Origin of the sequence: Gordonia sp. DT101 (assembly GCF_049844895.1) — a bacterium.
Taxonomy (GTDB): Bacteria; Actinomycetota; Actinomycetes; order Mycobacteriales; family Mycobacteriaceae; genus Gordonia.
In genome coordinates this window covers 323,927-342,846 of sequence record NZ_JBNCLX010000003.1, presented here as the reverse complement: position 1 = coordinate 342,846, position 18,920 = coordinate 323,927, and the positions used below count along the sequence as shown (strand labels likewise).

Genomic DNA, 18,920 nt, shown 5'->3' with positions numbered 1-18,920 from the left:
CGACCCGGCGGGACGGGCCGCGATGATTCCCGGGCGACCGGTCGCCGCGACCGAACCGCTTGTGCCGCAACGACCCCGGAACATACGAACGGCCGTGGGGTCTGTACTTCTCGGGCGCGGGGGGACGACGTGGGTGACGGTGTCCTCGGACTTCCCAGGGATGGGCCGCGCCATCGAGCCGATCGCCAGGTGTGCGCGCAACGGAGAACATGATCGGACAGGGAGTGAGATCGGGACGTCCCAACCTGCTGTCGTGGTCGCGGCACCGGAGTACAAGTGGAGATATGCGATCAACCGACGTCCTGATCGACGGCTTGGGCCGTGTGTCCGACAACGTTCACGCGGTGCTCGACGGCATCACGGCGGATCAACTCGTCTACCGGCCGACATCGGAGGCGAATACTATCGCCTGGCTGGTCTGGCACCTGACCCGTGCTCAGGATGCGCAGATCGCCGACGTCGCAGGCACCGACGAGGTCTGGACGTCGGCAGGGTTCCACGAGCGGTTCGACCTGCCGTTCCCGGCAACTGCCTCCGGCTATGGACAGTCCGCCGAGGAGGTCGGGCAGGTGGTGGCCGAGCCGGGACTGCTCCGGGACTACTACGACGCGACGCACGCCGTCACCATCGGGTACCTCGGCGCTCTCACCGACGACGATCTCGACCGCGTGATCGACGAGAACTGGGATCCGCCGGTGACGCTGGGCGTTCGCCTGATCAGCGTCGTCGACGACGACGCACAGCACGTTGGTCAGGCGGCCTATGTTCGCGGTCTCGTGGGCTGACCCCTTCATCTCGAAGTCAGGTCCAGCCGAAGTAGTCGGCAAACGCGCACCCGATGCCCACCCGCGCACGTCGCGACCTGCGCGGCTGAGCAACGGGTGCGCGGATGGTTCGCGGTGCAACGCAGACGGAGACCTCGACGCCGAACCGATTCCGGCAGTCGGTCAGAACCTCACGAGCGGCAGCCCTTCCAGGTCTGGAAGTCGCCGGCGAACGCGGCGCCGCCGGTGCAGGTCGGACCGTTCTTGCCGTCGACCACGACGGTGGCGCCTGGTCCGGCGATACCGATGGCCAGGCCCGGACGCACGCCGGTCATCGTGACCGTCGCTCCCTTACCGATGGCGATCGCGGCCGGACCGGCATAGTTGTCGCCGGTCACCGCGGCCTTGCCGCCGCCATCGGTGATTGCCAGAGTGAGTCCGGTGGGGCCGGAATCGACCTGGCAGTTCGGCATTGTCGACGATTGTCCGGGAAGGCCGGGACACACCTCCGGTGCGGCGTGGGCGGCCGGCGCGGCGGCCAGGGAGATACCGGCGGCGCCCGCCCCGGCGATGATGATCCCTAGGGCGGTGCGGGTGGCAGAACGCATGATGGTGACTCCTCTGTTGCGGGTGGCTGACCGGAGCGATTCGGAGCCGATGGAGGCACGGATGGGTGGCGCTGCTCCTGGACGTGCCGGGTGGCAGATGTCCGTCCCTGCACAGTGAGCCATGAGACGATCGGGGCATGGCGAAGGATGCGACGGAGTCACCGGCCGGCACCTCAGACGATCCGTCCGGCGAATCCATGCTGACGGTCGTCATCGCGTTCACGATGAATGTGCTGATCGCCGTTGCCAAGACCGTGGCCGCAGGGATCACCGGCTCGGCCTCGCTGGTCGCGGAATCCGCGCATTCGTGGGCCGATGCGGGTAACGAGATCTTCCTGCTCATCGCGGAACGGCGCGGTGCCCGGGGCCGCGACGGCAGGCATCCGTTCGGCTATGGACGGGAAACCTACATCTGGTCGATGTTCGCCGCGTTCGGCCTGTTCATGGTAGGGGCCGTGGTGTCGGTGATGCACGGGATCTCCGCTCTGACCGAGCCCGAGGAGGACGCGAATTACCTCGTCGGCTACCTCGTTCTGGCGATATCGGCAGTGCTGGAAAGTGTCTCGTTCGCGCAGTCGATCCGTCAGGCGTCGGCGGGTGGCGAGCGGTTCTCGATCCACCCGGTCCGCTTCGTCAGCCGCACGTCCAACTCGACCTTGCGGGCCGTGTTCTTCGAGGATGCGGCGGCCCTGGTCGGACTGGCGATCGCCGCTGCCGGCATGGCCCTCCACGAGATCACCGGGCAGGCGGTGTGGGATGCGATCGGATCGATCCTCGTCGGCATCCTGCTCGCCTTCATCGCGGTGTTCCTCATCAAGCGAAACGGCGAGTTCCTGCTCGGGCAGTCGGCGATGCCCGCCACGCGGACCGAGATCCTGACCGCGTTGCTCGGGCGCCCTGAGATCGACCGGGTCACCTACCTGCACGTCGAGTATGTGGGCCCGATGAAGTACTTCCTGGTCGCTGCGGTCGACATGACCGGCGACCTCGCGGAACATGATCTGGCCGTCCGGTTGCGGAAGGTCGAACGTGAGATCGAGGAACACGAGAGCATCGTCGAGGCGGTCCTGACCCTGTCGACGTCGGATGAGCCGTCGCTCACGTCGTGAACGGAAGTGGGCGTAGGTTGGCACCGTGGAATTGCGAATCTTCACCGAACCCCAGCAAGGCGCAACCTACGACGACCTGCTCCGCGTCGCGAAGGCCACCGAGGACCTCGGCTTCGACGCCTTCTTCCGGAGTGATCACTACCTGGCGATGAATGTCGACGGTCGGCCCGGTCCGACCGACGCCTGGCTCACCCTGGCCGGCCTGGCGCGCGAGACCTCGCGTGTCCGGCTCGGCACACTGGTGACCTCGGCGACCTTCCGCTATCCCGGCCCGCTCGCGGTCTCCGTCGCCCAGGTCGACCAGATGAGTGGCGGCCGAGTGGAACTCGGACTCGGCGCCGGCTGGTTCGAGGACGAACACAGTGCCTACGGCATCCCGTTTCCGCCGCTCGGCGAGCGGTTCGATCGGTTGGAGGAGAGCCTCGAGATCATCACCGGCCTCTGGGGCACCCCGGACGGGGAGACTTTCGACCATCCCGGTGGGCACTACCCGATCAGCCAGTCGCCTGGGCTGCCGAAGCCGACCCAGTCGCCGCGACCACCGATCATCGTCGGCGGTACCGGCAAGAAGCGCACTCCTGCGCTGGCGGCTCGTTTCGGCGACGAGTTCAATGCGGCCTTTCAGCCGGTCGACCAGGCCCGGGCGCAGTTCGAGCGGGTCGGTACGGCCGTCGGCGATGCGGGGCGGTCCGCAGACTCGATCATCTACTCGGCGGCGTTGGTGTTGTGTTGCGGAGCCACCGAGGAGGAGTTGACCCGTCGTGCGGCAGCGATCGGCCGCGAGATCGATGAGCTCCGGGAGAACGGTGCCGCGGGTACCCCCGCCGAGGTGGTCGAGAAGATCGAGAGCTATCGCGACGCCGGCGCGAGCCGGATCTACCTGCAGACGCTCGACCTCAGCGATCTCGATCATCTGGAGCTGGTCGCGAATGAGGTTGCGCCGCAATTGCGCTGACTCAGCGCACCGAGGTGTCCATCGCCCAGTAGAGGAGCTCGGCGCTCTCGTGAGGGCGGATGCGGACATCTCCGTGCCGGGTGAGTCGGACCGCGTCGCCTTCCGAGAGATCCCCGATGCCGTCGGCCGATACAGTTCCGGCAGCGACGAACAGATGTCCGAACCGCGCCGCCGGAAACTCGATGGGGCGATCCGCTCGAGCTCGTGCGACGTACAGCGCCGACTGACGGTTCGCGAGCCAGACGGCCGGGCCGTCGGCGTGGGCGGCCATCCCGGACGCCACGACGACCGGCTCACCGGAGGACAGTTCGGTGGTCAGGTCGCGCTGCTCGTATCCCGGATCGAGACCCGCGGTGTCGGGGGCGATCCACATCTGGATGACGCGCAACGGTCGATCCTCGTTGCGGCGAGCCGGATTGCGCTCACTGTGCCGGATACCGCGCCCGGCCGTCATCCGCTGGATCTCGCCGGGGTGGATCAGTGTCTCGTGACCGGTGGAGTCCCGGTGCGCCGCAACGCCCTCGAGTACCCAGGTGAGTATCTCGGTGTCGGAGTGCCTGTGCGTGTCGAGACCTTCGCCTGCGTCGACACGATCGTCATTGTGGACGAGCAGAACACCGTGGGCATTCGCGGCCAGGTCGAAATTGCCCGTCGCGGGAAAGGACTGGCGAGAGTCGAGCCACTCGTTCCACCAATGGTCGCGCTCGTCAGACCGGATGATCTGTATCATCGTCGGCCTCTCGTCTCGTGCTGGGACGACATGTGGCCCGACAGCCGGGTCATGATGTCCAGCAGGGCGACCCCGTCGGTCTCGGACAAGGCGTCGATGAACAGCGTTCGGACGCACCGGGCGTGGTCTCGGGCGGCGTGCCGGAACACCTCGGCGCCACGGGGTGTGAGCACCGCGTAGCTGCCGCGTCGATCCTCGTCGGCCCGCTCACGGCCGAGCCAGCCGCGGCGTACGAGTGTGTCGATCTGATACGACAGTCGCGACGTCGAGAACACCAGGTGTTCGGAGAGATCCCGCATCCGGAGACGCCGTCGTGGCGCATCGTGCAGCAGAAGTAGGACCTGATAGTCGGCGAGGGACATGCCGGCGCTCGCCTTCAGGTCGTCGTCGAGGACGGTCTGAAGACGAGCACTGGTCTCGATGAAGACCTGCCACGCGGCTCGGCGCGGGTCCGGCGTCGTGGATGGGCTCACCGTGAGGTGTGCGGCATCAGCGCGTCGGGCGGGACGACGCCGAGTCGCCCGGCATTGAAGTCATCGATGGCCTCGACGAGCTGCTGCTTGGTGTTCATCACGAACGGCCCGTACTGGAATACCGGCTCGCGGATCGGCCGTCCGCCGAGGACCAGCAGTTCCAGTGCCGGACGGTTCGAGTCCTGCCCCTCGTCCGCGGTGACGGTGATCCGGTCTCCCTTGCCGAACACCACCAGCTGGCCCTGCCGGACGGGCCGGGCGCCGGGGCCGACGGTGCCGCGGCCCGACAGCACGTAGACGAGTGCGTTGAAGTCCGGACGCCACGGCATGGACAGTCGTGCACCGGGCGTCACAGTGGCGTGCGCGAAGGTGATCGGTGTGTGGGTCGATCCGGGTCCGGCGTGACCGTCGATCTCTCCGGCGATGATGCGGATCAGGGCACCGGCGTCTTCGGTGGTCAGCAGCGCGGCCTGGCCGCCTTCGAGGTTCTGGTACTTGGGGGTGATGAACTTGTCGGCCGCCGGCAGGTTCACCCACAGCTGGATGCCGTGGAACAGGCCGCCGGAATCGACGAGTTCGGCCGGCGGGGTCTCGATGTGCAGGATGCCCGCTCCCGCGGTCATCCATTGCGTGGCGCCGTTCTCGATGAGACCGCCGCCTCCGGTCGAGTCCTGGTGTTGGAACCGGCCGTCGATCATGTAGGTGACGGTCTCGAATCCGCGGTGTGGATGCCAGGACGTGCCCTTGGGTTCGCCCGGCTCGTAGTCGACCTCGCCCATCTGGTCCATGTGGACAAACGGATCGAGGTCGGTGCTCGACGCCCCGGCGAAGGCCCGGACCACCGGGAAACCCTCGCCCTCGAAGCCGCGGGGTCCGGTGGTCACCGACTTCACCGGTCGTTCGGTCTGCTCGGGGGTTGCGGAGCGCAACCGCGGCAAGGTCAGGGTGTCGGCGGTGATTGCGGGCATGACGGGCTCCTCTCGGTAGCTCAATTTTGAGCTATATCGGCCTCAACAGGGTGGGCTCGCGTCGTATTCCCCCGAGTGGGGTCCTCGACCATGAATAATCAGGTCATGGCCGAAACCGGTGGCGGGAATCGTGGCTCTGACGACGCACGACCTGCCGAACGGCAGCGATTCAAGAAGCTGGCCCAGGCCGCGCTGAACGCGGATGTGACGGTGGATCAGGTCGAGGCGATCCTGACCGACCTCGGCGATGTGCTCGTGGACATGAACAAGACGATCGGTGGGCTCGACGGTGCCATCGACAATCTCGGCGTCACCATGTCGCGACTGACGGGCACGCTGGACCAGGTGGATTCGACCGTCGATGTGATGGTCGATGTGGTCGATCGGCTCGAACGCGTCGTCGGGCGGGTGGAGATCCTGGTCGGGATCGGCGAGGCGGCGATGCGACCGCTCGCCGCACTGGAATCGGCGGGGCGCAGCGTGGCCTCGCGACTCGGACTTCTCAGCTGAAGGAGTGCAACCACAATGACCGACATGGCAGTGGAGGAACGTTCGTTCCGTGGCCGGCACGGCGAGACGATCACCTACGACGTCAGTCGCCCGGAGGGTGGTCCGCGGGGGACGGTCGTGATCGCCCATGGGCTCGGTGAACACGGTCGCCGCTACCGCCACGTCGTCGAGCGTCTCGTCGGTGCGGGCTACCTGGTCGCCGTGCCCGATCACCTGGGTCATGGGCGGTCGGGCGGTAAACGTCTTCGTGTCCAACGGTTCTCGGACTACACCGACGATCTCGGCACGGTGCTGGATCAGGTCGCGATCGGCGACCTGCCGACCTTCCTGATCGGGCACAGCATGGGTGGCTGCATCGCCCTGGACTTCGCGCTCGAGCATCAGGATCGACTGGACGGTCTGGTGCTCTCCGGTGCCGCCGTGGTGCCGGGCGACGATTTGTCGCCGGTCGCGGTCAAACTGGCGCCGCTGCTGGCGCGAGTCGCACCCGGATTGCCCACCACGGCATTGGATTCGGCGAACATCTCGCGTGACCCGCAGGTGGTCGCCACCTACGACACCGATCCGCTGGTGACGCGCGGGAAGATCCCGGCGGCCCTCGGCGGCGCGATGCTGGCGACCATGGGATCGTTCCCGCGACGGTTGCCGGGCTTGCACATCCCGCTGCTAGTACTGCACGGCAGTGCCGACGCCCTCACCAGTCCGGCCGGCAGCGAGATGGTGGATCGGCTCGCCGCGTCATCGGACAAGACACTCACGATCTACGACGGTCTCTATCACGAGATCTTCAACGAGCCGGAGCGCGACCAGGTGATCTCGGACGTGCTCGGCTGGGTGGCCGATCACACGCCCGAGCCCTGATCCGCGGACCGACGACCGCGTACCGCCGATGGGTAGTCAGCGCGCTGCCGTCACGCCGCCGGGGTGGTGGTCGGTGTCGTCGCCGATGGTGCGACCGATTCTGGCGAGCTCGCGGGCGCCGGTGAATCCACAGTGGAGTTCGTGTCGGCGGTGTCGGCGGGCGGCGCGGGGACGGTGGTCCCGACCTCGGTGCTGCCGGGGGTGTCCGCGGTTGGTTCCGATGCGTCGCTGGTCGCCGCAGGCGCCTCCGACGAACCGGATGCGACACTCGCGGCCGACGACTCTGTCGAGCTCGCCGTCGACGACGCCGATGCCTCGGTGGCGGCGGCGAGGACCTCGGGGGTCAGCGCCGGTGAGGCCTTCGCGGCGACCAGCGCCGCCTGGGTGGCCTTGGCCGCCCCCTCGGGTTCGGGACTTCCCGATGCGCTCACGAGTTGCACCTTGTCGGTGACCGGCGGGGTGCTGCGCAGAGCTTCGAGGACGTGATCCTTGCCGTCGGCGAGCCCGCGACCCCAGTTCTCCCAGGTGTGTCCGCCGTAGTTGGGGAGTGAGATGACCGACGCCCCGGTCTGTGCCGCCTGCAACTGCATCAACACGGTCGAGAAGGCCGACAGGATCTCGAGCGCCATCGCACTGATCTGGTCCTGCTGCGACAGCTTCGCCATCTCGGTCGCGGTGAGGAAACCGTTGCCCGAGGAGATGATCAGGGTCTGGCCGTTCTCCTTGAGCTTGTTCACATTCTTCGACGGATCGTTGTCGGTCCACCGCTGACTGCCCGGCGCGCCCCACATGTTGACGATCCCGTTGGTGTAGTTCGACACCATCGTCTGCGAACCGAACACGCCCAGCGCACCGATCGGGTTGTCGGTCTGGTAGTAGCCGGACATTGCCTGTACGACCTTGAACTGCTCGGGGTGCCGCTCGGCGAGTGTGACGGCCGGGCCGCCCGACATCGACAGGCCGATGATCGCGTTGTTGTTCTTGCTCACGCCGAAGTTCTCCGCCAGGTAGTCGGGGAGTTCGGCGGTCAGGAAGGTCTCTTCCTTGATGGTGGTGTTCTGGTCACCGGCACCCGCGTCCCAGTCGGTGTAGAACGACGACGCGCCGCCGACGGGCATGACCAGGGTCGTGTCGCTCGCGCCGTCGTAGACCTTCGCCGCCTGTACATCGGTGGTCCAGGCCGAGCGGTCCTCACTCGCGCGCATGCCGTCGAGCAGATAGACGCCGTTGTCGCTGCCATTCGACGCGCGGATCTGGACGATCACGAACTTGTTCTGCGACGCCGACCAGACCTTGCAGTTCTGGACGAAGTTGCCGGACGTGTCCCAGGTACAGCCCTCGCGGAGGACCTCAGGGTGACCGGTGATGGCCGACGCCTTGTTGCCGCCCGAGATCAGCGAGCTGATGCCGAACAGGCCGAGGCTCAACGCGACGACGACGGCGATGCCCGCGAGCCGACGGTGTCGGCGACGATGCGGATGTGCGGTCGCGGCGGTGGGTGAGACCTGCCAGCCTTCGGTGACCAGATTCGGATCCAGGGATTCCGGAGGGATGGGCATGAGACTCCTGACAAAAGAATTGAGCGATGTCCCCCGACGCACGGACCCTCCGGCGTGGAGAGCTTCCGTGATGACTGATTTGTCGTCGCACATGCGGTGGGTGTTACACAGGTACGTCTGTGCGCTTCGCTGTGAAATCGCTGTGAGGTGGGACGATCGCGGACCTCGACCTCTGATGCCCGGTTCGTTTCCGCGCGCGGCGCGGGTCGTCCTGCGGAATGTTCACTGTGTGAGGCCGCTCACCGATCGGAGATCCCCATGACACGGCTGTTGATGGTGCTCGGATCGGCAATCGTCGGTCGCTCTCGGATTGTTGGCGGCGCCGGATCCGGCGCACGCGACACCACTGCCGTCCGCGGATTCCTGTTATCGGCCGGGCCCGGACGGGGTTCGCACCGGCCCGGTACGGTCCTGCGGATCCGGCAGGTCGAGTTCGTCATGGCCGGTGTGATCGTTCCGGTGACGTCGACACGGGTGCTCTACCGTCGAGCGCGACGCCGCGGCATTCCTGAACGAGCGATTCGCGGGACGTCCGACGGGTGGCCGCTGATGTGGGCGATCCGTCGGACGGTGCCTCGCAGGATTCCGTCGGATAGCGGATGTCGGTAGGTCGGGAAGGGAGCATCCTGGGGTAAGGCGTGGGACGAGCCCCTTCCGCGCGGAATTTTTGAGAGGCGACCGAATGACCACCACCTCACCCACTCCTGCCCGGCCTGCGCCGGTCGACATGGCACATCACGCCCATCTCTCGGGAGTGTTTGCGCCCCAACGTGCAGAGGTCGACGTCGACGAGCTCGAGGTGGTCGGCACGATCCCCGACGACCTGCACGGGAGCTATCTGCGGAACGGACCGAATCCGCGATTCGATCCGATCGGCTCGTATGTCTATCCGCTCGACGGAGACGCGATGGTGCACCGACTCGAGATCGGTGATGGCGCAGCCCATTACCGGAACCGGTTCGTCCGGACGCCGATGGTGCTCGCCGAAGAAGATGCCGGGCAAGCGATCTGGTCGGGCCTCACCGATGGGTACACGCCGTCGGCCGACGAAGTCGGTCCCGATCTCGCCGGGACGTTCCGGCAACTGCCGGACATCAACATCGTGCAGCACGCCGGCCGACTGCTCGCCATGGCCGAGTCCGACCAGCCATATCGTCTCGATCCCGCCGGTCTGGGCACGATCGCCCGTGACAATTGCAACGGCGCCATGGCGGTCGGCAGCACGGCGCACCCGAAGATCGACCCCTCGACGGGGGAGCTCGTGCTGTTCAACTACGTCCTCGAGGCGCCGTACCTCACGTGGGCGGTGATCGGACCGGATGGCCGGACCCGTCGGCCACCGACACCGGTCGAGGGTGTCGATCGGCCACTGATGATCCACGACATGGCCTTGACCTCGCGCTACATTGTGTTGTTCCTGTGCCCGCTCGTCTTCGACATCAGCGCGATGCTCAGCGGTGGCTCGCTGCTGCAGTGGCATCCCGAGTCGGGCACTCGCATCGCGCTGATACCGCGCGACGGGGGCCCGATCCGGTGGATCGACTCCGAACCGATGTGGGTGTGGCACTTCGCCAATGCCTTCGACACCGTGGGTGACGTGTCGGACGACGGCACGGTGACCGTCGACTACGTGGAATGGACCTATCCGGAAGCGTTCGCGGACATGCCGCAGCCGGCGTCGTCTGCGCTGGTGCGCGCGGTTCTCGATCCGGCGAGGGGAACGATCGCTCGTACCGTTCTCGGCGAGAGTGCCGATGTGGAGTTCCCGCGCGTGGACGACCGCCTGCTCACGCGGCCGCATTCACGGGTCGCGACGGTGGGCAAGAGCGGGAACGACACCGGAGATCTCGACAGCCTCTGGTTCCACGATCTGCGCGCCGGAACCGAGACCTGTTGGCGCCCAGGTGCTGCCATCGGCGAGCCGATCTACATGCCGGGCGCGCAACACGATTACTGGGGTGCATTCGGCACCGACCTGGAGGACATGGCGTCGTACTTCTACGTGCTGGCCGCCGACGATCCCGCCGCGGGACCGCTCGCGACCGTCCGGATGCCGATCCGGGTTCCGGCCGGTCTGCACGGGGCGTGGCTACCGGCCGAATGATCCGCGGTCGAGCCGACCACCCTCCTGCCGGTCGAGGCGACAAGCCTCCCGCTGGTCGAGTAGCGGCGAACGGAGTGAGTCGGGAATCGAGACCCGATTGCGGAACAAGTGATCTCGATACGGCGTCTCGCTTCGCTCGGTGCCTACTCGATCGGCGGGTGGATGTTCGCCCGCCGGTTGAATTCCGGAAACGCGCCCCCGGTTATCTGGGGCGCTTTTCCGGAACTCGGCTCAGGCGTCGTAACCCAGGAGTGACTTGACCTCGAGGAACTCGTCGAAGGCGTAGTCGCCCCACTCGCGGCCGTTGCCGCTCTGCTTGTATCCGCCGAACGGTGCCGACGGATCGAGCTGCGCACCGTTGAGCGAGATCGAACCCGCGCGGATGCGGGAGCCGACCTTGCGGACCTCGTCGACGTCCTTGCCCGAGACATAGCCGGCGAGACCGTACTCGGTGTCGTTGGCGATCTCGATGGCGTTGTCGATCGAGTCGTAGCCGATCATCACCAACACGGGGCCGAAGATCTCGGTGCGGGCGATGTCCATGTCGTTGGTGACGTCGGCGAACACGGTGGGCCGTACGTAATAGCCGGTGGGCAGCTCGTCGGGGCGGCCCGGCCCACCGAACACGACGTTGGCGCCCTCCTCGATACCGCGCTCGATGAGCCCCTGGACCTTCTCGAACTGGGGCTCGGACACCACGGGCCCCATGCGGACGTCCGTGCTCGGGTCACCGACGGTCAGTGTCGGCAGCACGGACTTCGCGGCCTCGGCCGCCTCGGCCATCCGCGACTTGGGGACCAGCATGCGGGTGGGCGCGTTGCAGGACTGTCCGGAGTTCATCATCATCGCGGCCACCCCGCCGCCGACATTGGTCGCGAAGTCCTCGTCGTCGAGAATGACGTTGGGGCTCTTGCCGCCGAGCTCCTGGGCAACACGCTTCACGGTCGGTGCCGCATTCTTGGCGACCTCGATGCCGGCGCGGGTGCTGCCGGTGAATGACACCATGTCGATGCCGGGGTGCGACGCGAGGGCTGCGCCGACGCCCGGCCCGTCACCGTTGACGAGGTTGAACACTCCCGCGGGAACGCCTGCAGCATCAAAGATCTCGGCCACGATGGCGGCGCTGAACGGAGCCACCTCGGAAGGCTTGAGCACCATGGTGCACCCGGTCGCGAGTGCCGGGGCAACCTTGACCATGACCTGGTTCAGCGGCCAGTTCCAGGGCGTGATGAAACCGCAGACACCGATCGGCTCCTTCACGATCCGCGACGACCCGCGGTCTTCCGAGAAGCTGAAGGTGGGCAGCTGTGCCGCGGCGGTCATCAGGTGGGCCAGCCCGATGGGTACCTGGACGTTGTTGGCCAACCCGTTCGGCGCGCCCATCTCCTCGGTCACCGCAGCGGCGAGCTCGGGCATCCGCTTCTGATATTCGGCGACCACGGCGTTGAGGATTGTGACGCGGTCGTCGACGCTCGTCTGGCTCCAGGTGGTAAATGCCTTACGCGCCGCTTGCACCGCGGTGTCGACATCGGCGGCCGTGCCGAGTGCGACATGGCCGGCGGCTTTCTCGGTCGCGGGGTTGATCACGTCGATCAGATTCAGCTCGGTGGGCTCGACCCACTGGCCGTCGATGTAGAACTTGCTGATTTCGCGCATGGTGATCCTCCATATCCGCGGGGTGTTGTCGACACCACACTATGCCTGCCTGCAGAGGGCCGGGGCAGGCTTTGAGGAAACGTTCGTTGTCAGATGTCTGTCTCGATCTGAGGCGCCACGCAACGGCCTGGTCAGTAGGGTTGGGACAAGATCTTCATCGTCGCGAAGTGGCCCGTGAAGCCCGAATTCGTCGAGCAATGGCCCGACCTCGTCGAGGAGTTCACGCAGGCCACCCGGGCTGAGGTCGGCAACAAATGGTTCGAATGGTCGCGCAGCCTCGACGAGCCCGCCACCTACGTCCTCGTCGAGGCCTTCGACGACGACGCGGCGGAGGCCCACGTGACCAGCGAGCACTTCCGCAAGGCGACCGCGGAGCTGCCGAAGTATCTTGCGCGGACACCCGACATCGTCAACGCCACCATCGATCAGGAGGCGTGGTCCGAGCTCGGGGAGATGGCGGTCGACGGTCAGTAGCCGCCCGGCGCCGCCCACAATCTCTGGTTGTGGATACACAAGGCGCTGGCGTCTACCGGCGCAGGGAGTGCTAGGCGAGGGTTGATCCATGACCTCCACCGCGCTTGTCGACCGACGGTTCCTCGGCGAGCTCGAGCGCCCCGGCCAGGTGTTCGAACACCTCACACCCAACTGGTTCGCCGCCGTGATGGGGACCGGCATCGTCGCCAATGCGGCGGTCTCACTGCCTCTGCAGTCGGGACTCCTGACCGCGTTCGCCACGATGATCTGGGTCGTGGCCGCAGTGCTGCTGGTCGCGATCGCCACGGCGTTCTTGGTGCACTGGGCGCGGCATCCGTACACCGCACGGCACTATGCGGCCGACCCGGTGATGTCGCAGTTCTACGGCGCCGTGCCGATGGCCATCCTCACCGTCGGTGCCGGGGCCGTGCATCTCGGTGCACCGCTGCTGGGATCGACGATCGCGGTCGGGATCGGCTCGGTCCTGTGGGCGGTCGGAACGGTGCTCGGCGTGGCGACGAGCATCTGGGTTCCGTTCACGATGATGACCCGGACACGGCAACACGAGGTGCGTGCCCTCCCGGCCTGGCTGATGCCGGTGGTGCCGCCGATGGTGTCCGCGTCGACCGGCGCCGCATTGCTGACGCATGTACCGGAAGGGCAAGCGAGACTTGCCATGCTGTCGACGTGTTATGCGCTGTTCGGCCTGAGTCTGGTGCTGGGCATGATGACCATGGCGATGATCTATTCGCGACTGGTCCACGGTGGGGTGCCGGTGGCCCAGTCGGCGCCGACGGTCTGGATCACGCTGGGGATGATCGGGCAATCCATCACGGCTGCGAATCTCCTCGGAGCTCAGGCGGGCCTGGTCTTTGTGGGCGCCATGGCACCGATAGCACTCGGGTTCAAGATCTTCGGGATGATCTACGGCCTGGCGATGGGAGGCTTCGGTGCGGCGATGTTCGTCCTTGCGGCGGCGATCACCGTGCGCACCATCCGTCGGGGCCTGCCTTTCGCGCTCACCTGGTGGAGTTTCACGTTCCCGGTGGGGACCTGTGTGACGGGTATGAGTGCACTGGGTGTCGCGCTGGGGTCGGCTCCGATCCGGGGGCTCGCCGACGTGCTCTACGTGGTGCTGGTGATCGCCTGGGGGATCGTCGCGACCCGGACCGCACACGCCGCTTACATCGGCAGGGTATTCCGCCCTGCGTGATGCCCCGACCGGATCGTCAGGCGGTGCGCTGCAGCCGGATTGCACGTGCCGCCGATGCGGCGGCCGCGGCGATCGCGAGCACGACCATCGGCGCGACGATACCGACCGACGGCTCGATCGTGGTCAGCAGTACGGGCAGTCCGAAGCCGAGATAGCAGGCCACGTAGAAGATTCCGGTCACCGCGCCACGGTTGCGTCGCGGTGTGAACGCCTCCACGTCCATGAGCCCGTCGCGCAGACACAGCCCATAGGCGAGACCCAGCACCACCGCGGTGACCGCGAAGAACAACATCGACGGATGGCCACCCGCCACGGCCGACAGCGTGAACCCGACCGCCGCCAGGGCGGCGCCGACGACTCCCGCCATCCTCCCGACTCCCGCCCGTCGCACGACGAACTGGATGATCACACCAGACCCGAGACTCAGGGCCGCGGCCACGCCGGGCACCCACGGGCCGTCGTACCGGTCGCTGATGCGGTGGGCCATCACGACCACCGCGACCGTCACCGACGAGAATACCCAGAGCGCCATCGGTACCGACCAGGACAATGCCGCTCCGACCGACCGCCCATCGGCGTCGTCGACCTCGGTGAGCGGATGATCGTGACGGACGGGAGTCGTCGGCGTGAGCACGAACCCGACGGCCGCCACCACGAGCGAGACGACACCGCTGAGTGCGAAGGGGAGTTCGGCGGGATGGGGCGCGAACTCGGCGAGGAGTCCCGTGATCACCGGGCCGAAAGCGAATCCCATGGTGAGCAGGGCGCCGGCAAGGGTGGCGCCGGACCTGCCCCGCAGGTCGGCGGCCCAGGCGGTTCCGGCGCTGATCGTCAGTCCGGCACCGAGGCCGACGACGAGTCGACCGACCAGGACTCCGGCCTGATCATGCCAGCCGATCATCAGGAGGTTGCCGATCCCGGCGAGCGCGGCGCCGGTAAGGACGACCGGTCGCCGGCCGACCCGGTCCGACAACGAGCCGCCACCGAACAGCCCCGGCAGGAGGCCGATCGCATAGATGCCGAAGGCCCCGTCGAGGACCGCGTTCGGCAGGCCCTCGTCAGACTTCAGCACGGGGATCATCGAGGCGAAATGATTGGCGCCCCAGCCCGTCGCGAACAGGACCGCAAGGATGGCCGGCAGAGCGAACCGCTTCACCGGACTTTCGGCAGTGTGCATCGAATCCGATTCTGCCGGTTATAGAGTTGGCGGACCGCACCGGTCCCGACAACAGAACGGAACGCCGACGATGGCAGCAAACGTTCAGGACTTCCACCCTGATCTGCAGCGGATGGCACGCTTCCTGCCCCGGGGGCTCGTCGGAGCGAGGACCCTCCCTCTGATCCGGATGGTGCAGAACGGGATGGGCCGGCTGCAGCGTGGTTCTGAGGTGGAGGTCCGTTCACTTCCCTCCGGTGGGGAGGCCCGGGTGTTCCGGCCGGCCGGGGTCACCGGTGACGGTCCCGGGCTGCTCTGGATTCACGGCGGCGGATATGTCATCGGGACGGCACAGCAAGACGACGATCTGTGCCGGCGGTTCAGTCGTGATCTCGGTGCTGTGGTGGTGTCCGTCGACTACCGGTTGGCGCCCGAGCACCCGTTCCCGGCGCCGCTCGACGACTGCCACGAGGCGCTCGACGTGCTGCACGATCTCGACGGCGTCGCAGACGGGCAGTTCGCCATCGGCGGGGCCAGCGCGGGTGGCGGACTCGCGGCGCAGCTGGCGCTGCGGATCCGTGACCGGGGCGGGTCAACGCCCGTCCTGCAGTTGCTCGTCTATCCGATGCTCGACGACCGAACGGCACGCACATCTGTCGATGAGGACGACCTGCGGATGTGGCACGCAAAGTCCAATCGGTTCGGGTGGGACAGCTACCTCGGCAACGCCGATCCCGAGATCGTCGCGCCGGCGCGACGCGACGACCTCAGCGGTCTGGCACCCGCATGGATCGGCGTTGGCGGTCTGGACCTCTTTCACGACGAGGACCTCCGGTACGCCGACCGACTACGCGCTGCCGGCGTTCCGTGCGAGATCGAGGTGATTCCCGGCGCCTTCCACGGATTCGACCTCGTGAATCCCACGGTGCCGGTGTCGCGAGAGTTCTTCCGACTCCAATCGGCCGCGCTGCGGGCAGCGTTCCGCGGCAGGGGATGACTCGCGTAGCTCGGCGGTGATTCGCCCGGTTTTTACTCCGACTTCTCATCAATGGAACTCGTTGTTCAGCAGCAGAATTGAGAGGGGAAGACGCCCTGGTCGATGCGCAAAAATGACGGTTCGGCCAGCTCGGTGGCGTCTGTGCGAACCATGTCGCAGCGGTGGCAGGTCCGGCGTATGTTCCGGTTCCGCTAACTGATACTGCTGGCCACCGCTACGACCACGCCGGCCACTACCAGCACGAGGACCACGACCGCCGCGGCGATTGCGCGGTTCTTGCGATGCCGGGTGACCGCGTTGACCACCAGTCCTGTTCCGATCAGGATGGCCGCCGCGTAGATGGCGATGCCCAGGGTCAGTGCGGCGGCGTCGGCATCCGCCATGGCAACAATCGTCGGGTGGCTCATGAGTCGAGTAGATCACGGGCGAAATCGGGTGAAACGATTCCGGCCCTACTCGAGCGCCTCGGATAAATCACGGACGCATCCGGGCCGCCCGACGGCACAACGTTCTTCGCATTCATGATTCCGCCCTCACGCTGTGTCGATGTGCGGTATCGAGACCAACGACAGGTCGAGACCGGTCATTGGCTAGCTGGGTCGGGGGATCAGCCCACGAGTAGCGTCCCGACCAGGGCTATCGATCCGACCCACACCGTCGTCCCGAGCGCCATGACGAACGGGCGTGCTCCGACCCTTTTGATTGTGGCTACCTGCACGCCGGCGCCCAAGGCGAACATCGCCGCGGTCAGCAGCCCGGTCTCGAGCCCTTTGCTGACGCTGACCAGCGCGGTCGGCAGTATGCCGGTCGAGCGCAATGCGACCATGGCGATGAACACCAGCACGAACAGTGGCATCAGGGGTGGGCGTCGAGCGTCGACCGATTGATCCGCGATCATCCGCCGTTGCCGCAAGCTGATCAACGCCATCACGGGGGCCAACATCAGCACCCGCGCCAACTTGACCACCACTGCGACCGCGAGTGCTCCGCCTCCCATGGCGCCCGCAGCCGCGACGACCTGAGCGACCTCGTGGATCGATCCGCCGGCCCAGAGTCCTGCCTGAGCCGGCTCGAAGCCGATCAGATTCGAGAGAAGCGGAATCACTGGAATCATCAACGTGCCGAAGATGATCACCAGGGCCACCGCGGTGACCGTCTCTTCCTCGTCCGCGTCGATGACGCCGTCCACCGCTGCGGCGGCTGCGGCCCCGCAGATCGAGAAGCCGCAGGCTATGAGCAACCGCTGTGTCCAGCTGAGCCCCAACAATTTTCCAATGATCATCGCCCCCGTGATGCCGAGGCCGACGACTGCGATCACCATGACGATCACGCCCCACCCGAGGCCGAGGACATCGGTAAACACCAATTGCAACCCCAACAACGCAACCCCGGCACGTAGCAACCGCTTCGCCGAGAACTGCAGGCCCGGTTGAATCCGATTCGGCAATCGTACGAGGTTTGCCAGCAGTGCACCCATCACGATCGCCACCAAGAGTGGACTCACCGATGGCACGAAATAGTTGACGCCGAGGGCGACGCCGGTGGCGACCCCACAGAGTGCCAGGCCGGGCAGGAGATCTGGCAGCAGTCTGCCGCCGCCGGTCCGTTTCACGTCGCGACGATCCTTCGCGCGCGACCTCAACGCGGGTGACGGCACATCGCGCGTCGGCGCATCCTCCTGGGTGGTCATGGCTCCATCCTCGGCGAGCGCACACCGCTCCGGTAGCCCCCGAACGCGCAATAGGTATTATCGGATTGATATTCCTTCCGCACCGCCCATATGCTTTCAGCATGCCAAGAATGTGGCCTGACCTGGCCGTCCTCGAATTGCTTGTCGGAGTCGACGACCTCGGGAGTCTGGGCGGCGCGGCGCGGTCCGTGGGCATGGCGCAGCCCAATGCGAGCCGCGCCATCAAGCAACTCGAGGTTCGTCTTGGCGCGTCGTTGCTCAGTCGCAGCCCTCGCGGGTCGAGCCTCACCCCGCAGGGCACGGTGATCGTGCACTGGGCACGCGAGGTCCTTGCCGACGCGACGCGGCTGCTCGACGCCGCTCAGGCTTTGCATGAGGAGCGTCAGGCGGTGCTCACCGTCTGTGCGAGCGTGACGGTGGCCGAACATTTGCTCCCGAACTGGCTGGCCGATTTCCACAAACGTCACAAAGACGTGCAGGTGCATCTGCAGATGCACAACTCCACTGAGGTATTCGAACGGATCGAGAACCGCGGCTGCGATGTCGGATTCGTCGAGTCCCCCACGGTGCCGACCGGCCTGCACAGCGCCACGGTTGCGACCGATCGTCTGGTCGTCGTGGTGCATCCGGCTCATGTCTGGGCACGCAGACGACATCCGCTCAGTGTGGCGGAATTGGCCGCAGCGCCCCTGGTGGTGCGTGAGCCCGGTTCTGGCACGCGCACGACGCTGGACATGGCGCTGATCGACTACACCCGGCCCGCCCCGCTGTTGGAACTCGGCAGCGCCGCGGCCATCCGCACCAGCGTGCTCGCCGGCGTTGGCCCCGCGGTGATGAGCACGCTCGCGGTGTCCGATCAGGTGGCATCGGGCGACCTACGGATCGTTGATGTGCAACGCCTCGATCTGACGCGAACTCTCCGGGCGGTCTGGCGTCCGCCGCGCAGGCTGGACGGCCCGGCAGGCGAGCTGGTGAACATCGCCAGGCGTGCGCGCGCAAGCTCAGGGGGTTCGGGATCCCTGCCGCAGTAGTGCCTTGGGACGTGAAGGGTGCACTGGGACGTTGAATAGTGCCCTGCGACGTGGTCCTGCTG

At 66.7% G+C, this 18,920-nt stretch carries 19 protein-coding genes; 10 read left to right on the top strand and 9 right to left on the bottom strand.

Annotation, left to right across the window (positions count from 1 at the left end):
- Positions 1-284 precede the first annotated feature (284 nt).
- On the top strand, positions 285-785 hold the full coding sequence (locus ACLQ3I_RS12915; protein WP_425788469.1) for a mycothiol transferase: 501 nt from the start codon (positions 285-287) through the stop codon (positions 783-785).
- Between the two features lie 170 nt (positions 786-955).
- Here ACLQ3I_RS12915 and ACLQ3I_RS12910 read toward each other — a convergent pair whose 3' ends face one another.
- Positions 956-1,372 carry a hypothetical protein gene (locus ACLQ3I_RS12910; protein ID WP_425802316.1) on the bottom strand — a complete coding sequence of 139 codons (417 nt, stop codon included), beginning with the start codon at positions 1,370-1,372 and terminating at the stop codon, positions 956-958.
- Positions 1,373-1,509: 137 nt separating this feature from the next.
- Here ACLQ3I_RS12910 and ACLQ3I_RS12905 point away from each other — a divergent pair, with 137 nt between their 5' ends.
- Positions 1,510-2,481, top strand: a complete 972-nt coding sequence (locus ACLQ3I_RS12905) for a cation diffusion facilitator family transporter (protein WP_425802314.1) — start codon at positions 1,510-1,512, stop codon at positions 2,479-2,481.
- A 25-nt stretch (positions 2,482-2,506) separates the two neighbouring features.
- Entirely contained in the window at positions 2,507-3,436 is a 930-nt protein-coding gene (locus ACLQ3I_RS12900; protein WP_425802312.1) for an LLM class F420-dependent oxidoreductase, read from the top strand.
- Position 3,437: 1 nt separating this feature from the next.
- On the opposite strand, the gene ACLQ3I_RS12895 is transcribed toward ACLQ3I_RS12900, so the two are convergent.
- Genes ACLQ3I_RS12895 through ACLQ3I_RS12885 form a run of 3 tightly spaced genes read right to left on the bottom strand, consistent with a single transcriptional unit; the run spans position 3,438 to position 5,607 of the window.
- Complete coding sequence (locus ACLQ3I_RS12895) at positions 3,438-4,166, bottom strand: pirin family protein (RefSeq protein WP_425788461.1); 729 nt, start codon at positions 4,164-4,166, stop codon at positions 3,438-3,440.
- On the bottom strand, positions 4,163-4,639 hold the full coding sequence (locus ACLQ3I_RS12890) for a MarR family winged helix-turn-helix transcriptional regulator (RefSeq protein ID WP_425802310.1): 477 nt from the start codon (positions 4,637-4,639) through the stop codon (positions 4,163-4,165). Before ACLQ3I_RS12890 ends, ACLQ3I_RS12895 begins: the two co-directional genes overlap by 4 nt.
- Positions 4,636-5,607, bottom strand: coding sequence for a pirin family protein (locus ACLQ3I_RS12885; protein ID WP_425802308.1), 972 nt, complete (start codon positions 5,605-5,607; stop codon positions 4,636-4,638). Before ACLQ3I_RS12885 ends, ACLQ3I_RS12890 begins: the two co-directional genes overlap by 4 nt.
- A gap of 105 nt (positions 5,608-5,712) precedes the next feature.
- On the opposite strand from ACLQ3I_RS12885, the gene ACLQ3I_RS12880 reads away from it, so the two are divergent.
- Both ACLQ3I_RS12880 and ACLQ3I_RS12875 read left to right on the top strand, forming a co-directional pair.
- Positions 5,713-6,117 carry a hypothetical protein gene (locus tag ACLQ3I_RS12880; RefSeq protein ID WP_425788456.1) on the top strand — a complete coding sequence of 135 codons (405 nt, stop codon included), beginning with the start codon at positions 5,713-5,715 and terminating at the stop codon, positions 6,115-6,117.
- A gap of 24 nt (positions 6,118-6,141) precedes the next feature.
- Positions 6,142-6,978, top strand: a complete 837-nt coding sequence (locus ACLQ3I_RS12875; RefSeq protein ID WP_425790423.1) for a lysophospholipase — start codon at positions 6,142-6,144, stop codon at positions 6,976-6,978.
- Between the two features lie 50 nt (positions 6,979-7,028).
- Here ACLQ3I_RS12875 and ACLQ3I_RS12870 read toward each other — a convergent pair whose 3' ends face one another.
- Complete coding sequence (locus tag ACLQ3I_RS12870; RefSeq protein ID WP_425788454.1) at positions 7,029-8,537, bottom strand: alpha/beta hydrolase; 1,509 nt, start codon at positions 8,535-8,537, stop codon at positions 7,029-7,031.
- 682 nt (positions 8,538-9,219) lie between these two features.
- Here ACLQ3I_RS12870 and ACLQ3I_RS12865 point away from each other — a divergent pair.
- Positions 9,220-10,641, top strand: coding sequence for a carotenoid oxygenase family protein (locus ACLQ3I_RS12865; RefSeq protein ID WP_425802305.1), 1,422 nt, complete (start codon positions 9,220-9,222; stop codon positions 10,639-10,641).
- Between the two features lie 231 nt (positions 10,642-10,872).
- On the opposite strand, the gene ACLQ3I_RS12860 is transcribed toward ACLQ3I_RS12865, so the two are convergent.
- Entirely contained in the window at positions 10,873-12,297 is a 1,425-nt protein-coding gene (locus ACLQ3I_RS12860; RefSeq protein ID WP_425788451.1) for an aldehyde dehydrogenase family protein, read from the bottom strand.
- A 150-nt stretch (positions 12,298-12,447) separates the two neighbouring features.
- Between ACLQ3I_RS12860 and ACLQ3I_RS12855 the strand changes: the two genes are divergently transcribed.
- Entirely contained in the window at positions 12,448-12,771 is a 324-nt protein-coding gene (locus tag ACLQ3I_RS12855) for a putative quinol monooxygenase (protein ID WP_425802821.1), read from the top strand.
- 88 nt (positions 12,772-12,859) lie between these two features.
- Entirely contained in the window at positions 12,860-13,984 is a 1,125-nt protein-coding gene (locus ACLQ3I_RS12850; protein WP_425802302.1) for a TDT family transporter, read from the top strand.
- A 16-nt stretch (positions 13,985-14,000) separates the two neighbouring features.
- Here the strand turns inward: ACLQ3I_RS12850 and ACLQ3I_RS12845 are convergent, their stop codons facing one another.
- Positions 14,001-15,161, bottom strand: coding sequence for an MFS transporter (locus ACLQ3I_RS12845; protein WP_425802299.1), 1,161 nt, complete (start codon positions 15,159-15,161; stop codon positions 14,001-14,003).
- A 70-nt stretch (positions 15,162-15,231) separates the two neighbouring features.
- On the opposite strand from ACLQ3I_RS12845, the gene ACLQ3I_RS12840 reads away from it, so the two are divergent.
- Positions 15,232-16,137 (top strand): alpha/beta hydrolase, encoded by a 906-nt coding sequence (locus ACLQ3I_RS12840; protein WP_425788442.1) that lies wholly within the window; start codon positions 15,232-15,234, stop codon positions 16,135-16,137.
- 191 nt (positions 16,138-16,328) lie between these two features.
- On the opposite strand, the gene ACLQ3I_RS12835 is transcribed toward ACLQ3I_RS12840, so the two are convergent.
- Both ACLQ3I_RS12835 and ACLQ3I_RS12830 read right to left on the bottom strand, forming a co-directional pair.
- Positions 16,329-16,544, bottom strand: coding sequence for a hypothetical protein (locus ACLQ3I_RS12835; RefSeq protein ID WP_425802296.1), 216 nt, complete (start codon positions 16,542-16,544; stop codon positions 16,329-16,331).
- 200 nt (positions 16,545-16,744) lie between these two features.
- Complete coding sequence (locus tag ACLQ3I_RS12830) at positions 16,745-17,827, bottom strand: YeiH family protein (RefSeq protein ID WP_425802294.1); 1,083 nt, start codon at positions 17,825-17,827, stop codon at positions 16,745-16,747.
- 101 nt (positions 17,828-17,928) lie between these two features.
- On the opposite strand from ACLQ3I_RS12830, the gene ACLQ3I_RS12825 reads away from it, so the two are divergent.
- Positions 17,929-18,858 carry a LysR family transcriptional regulator gene (locus ACLQ3I_RS12825; protein WP_425788436.1) on the top strand — a complete coding sequence of 310 codons (930 nt, stop codon included), beginning with the start codon at positions 17,929-17,931 and terminating at the stop codon, positions 18,856-18,858.
- Positions 18,859-18,920 lie beyond the last annotated feature (62 nt).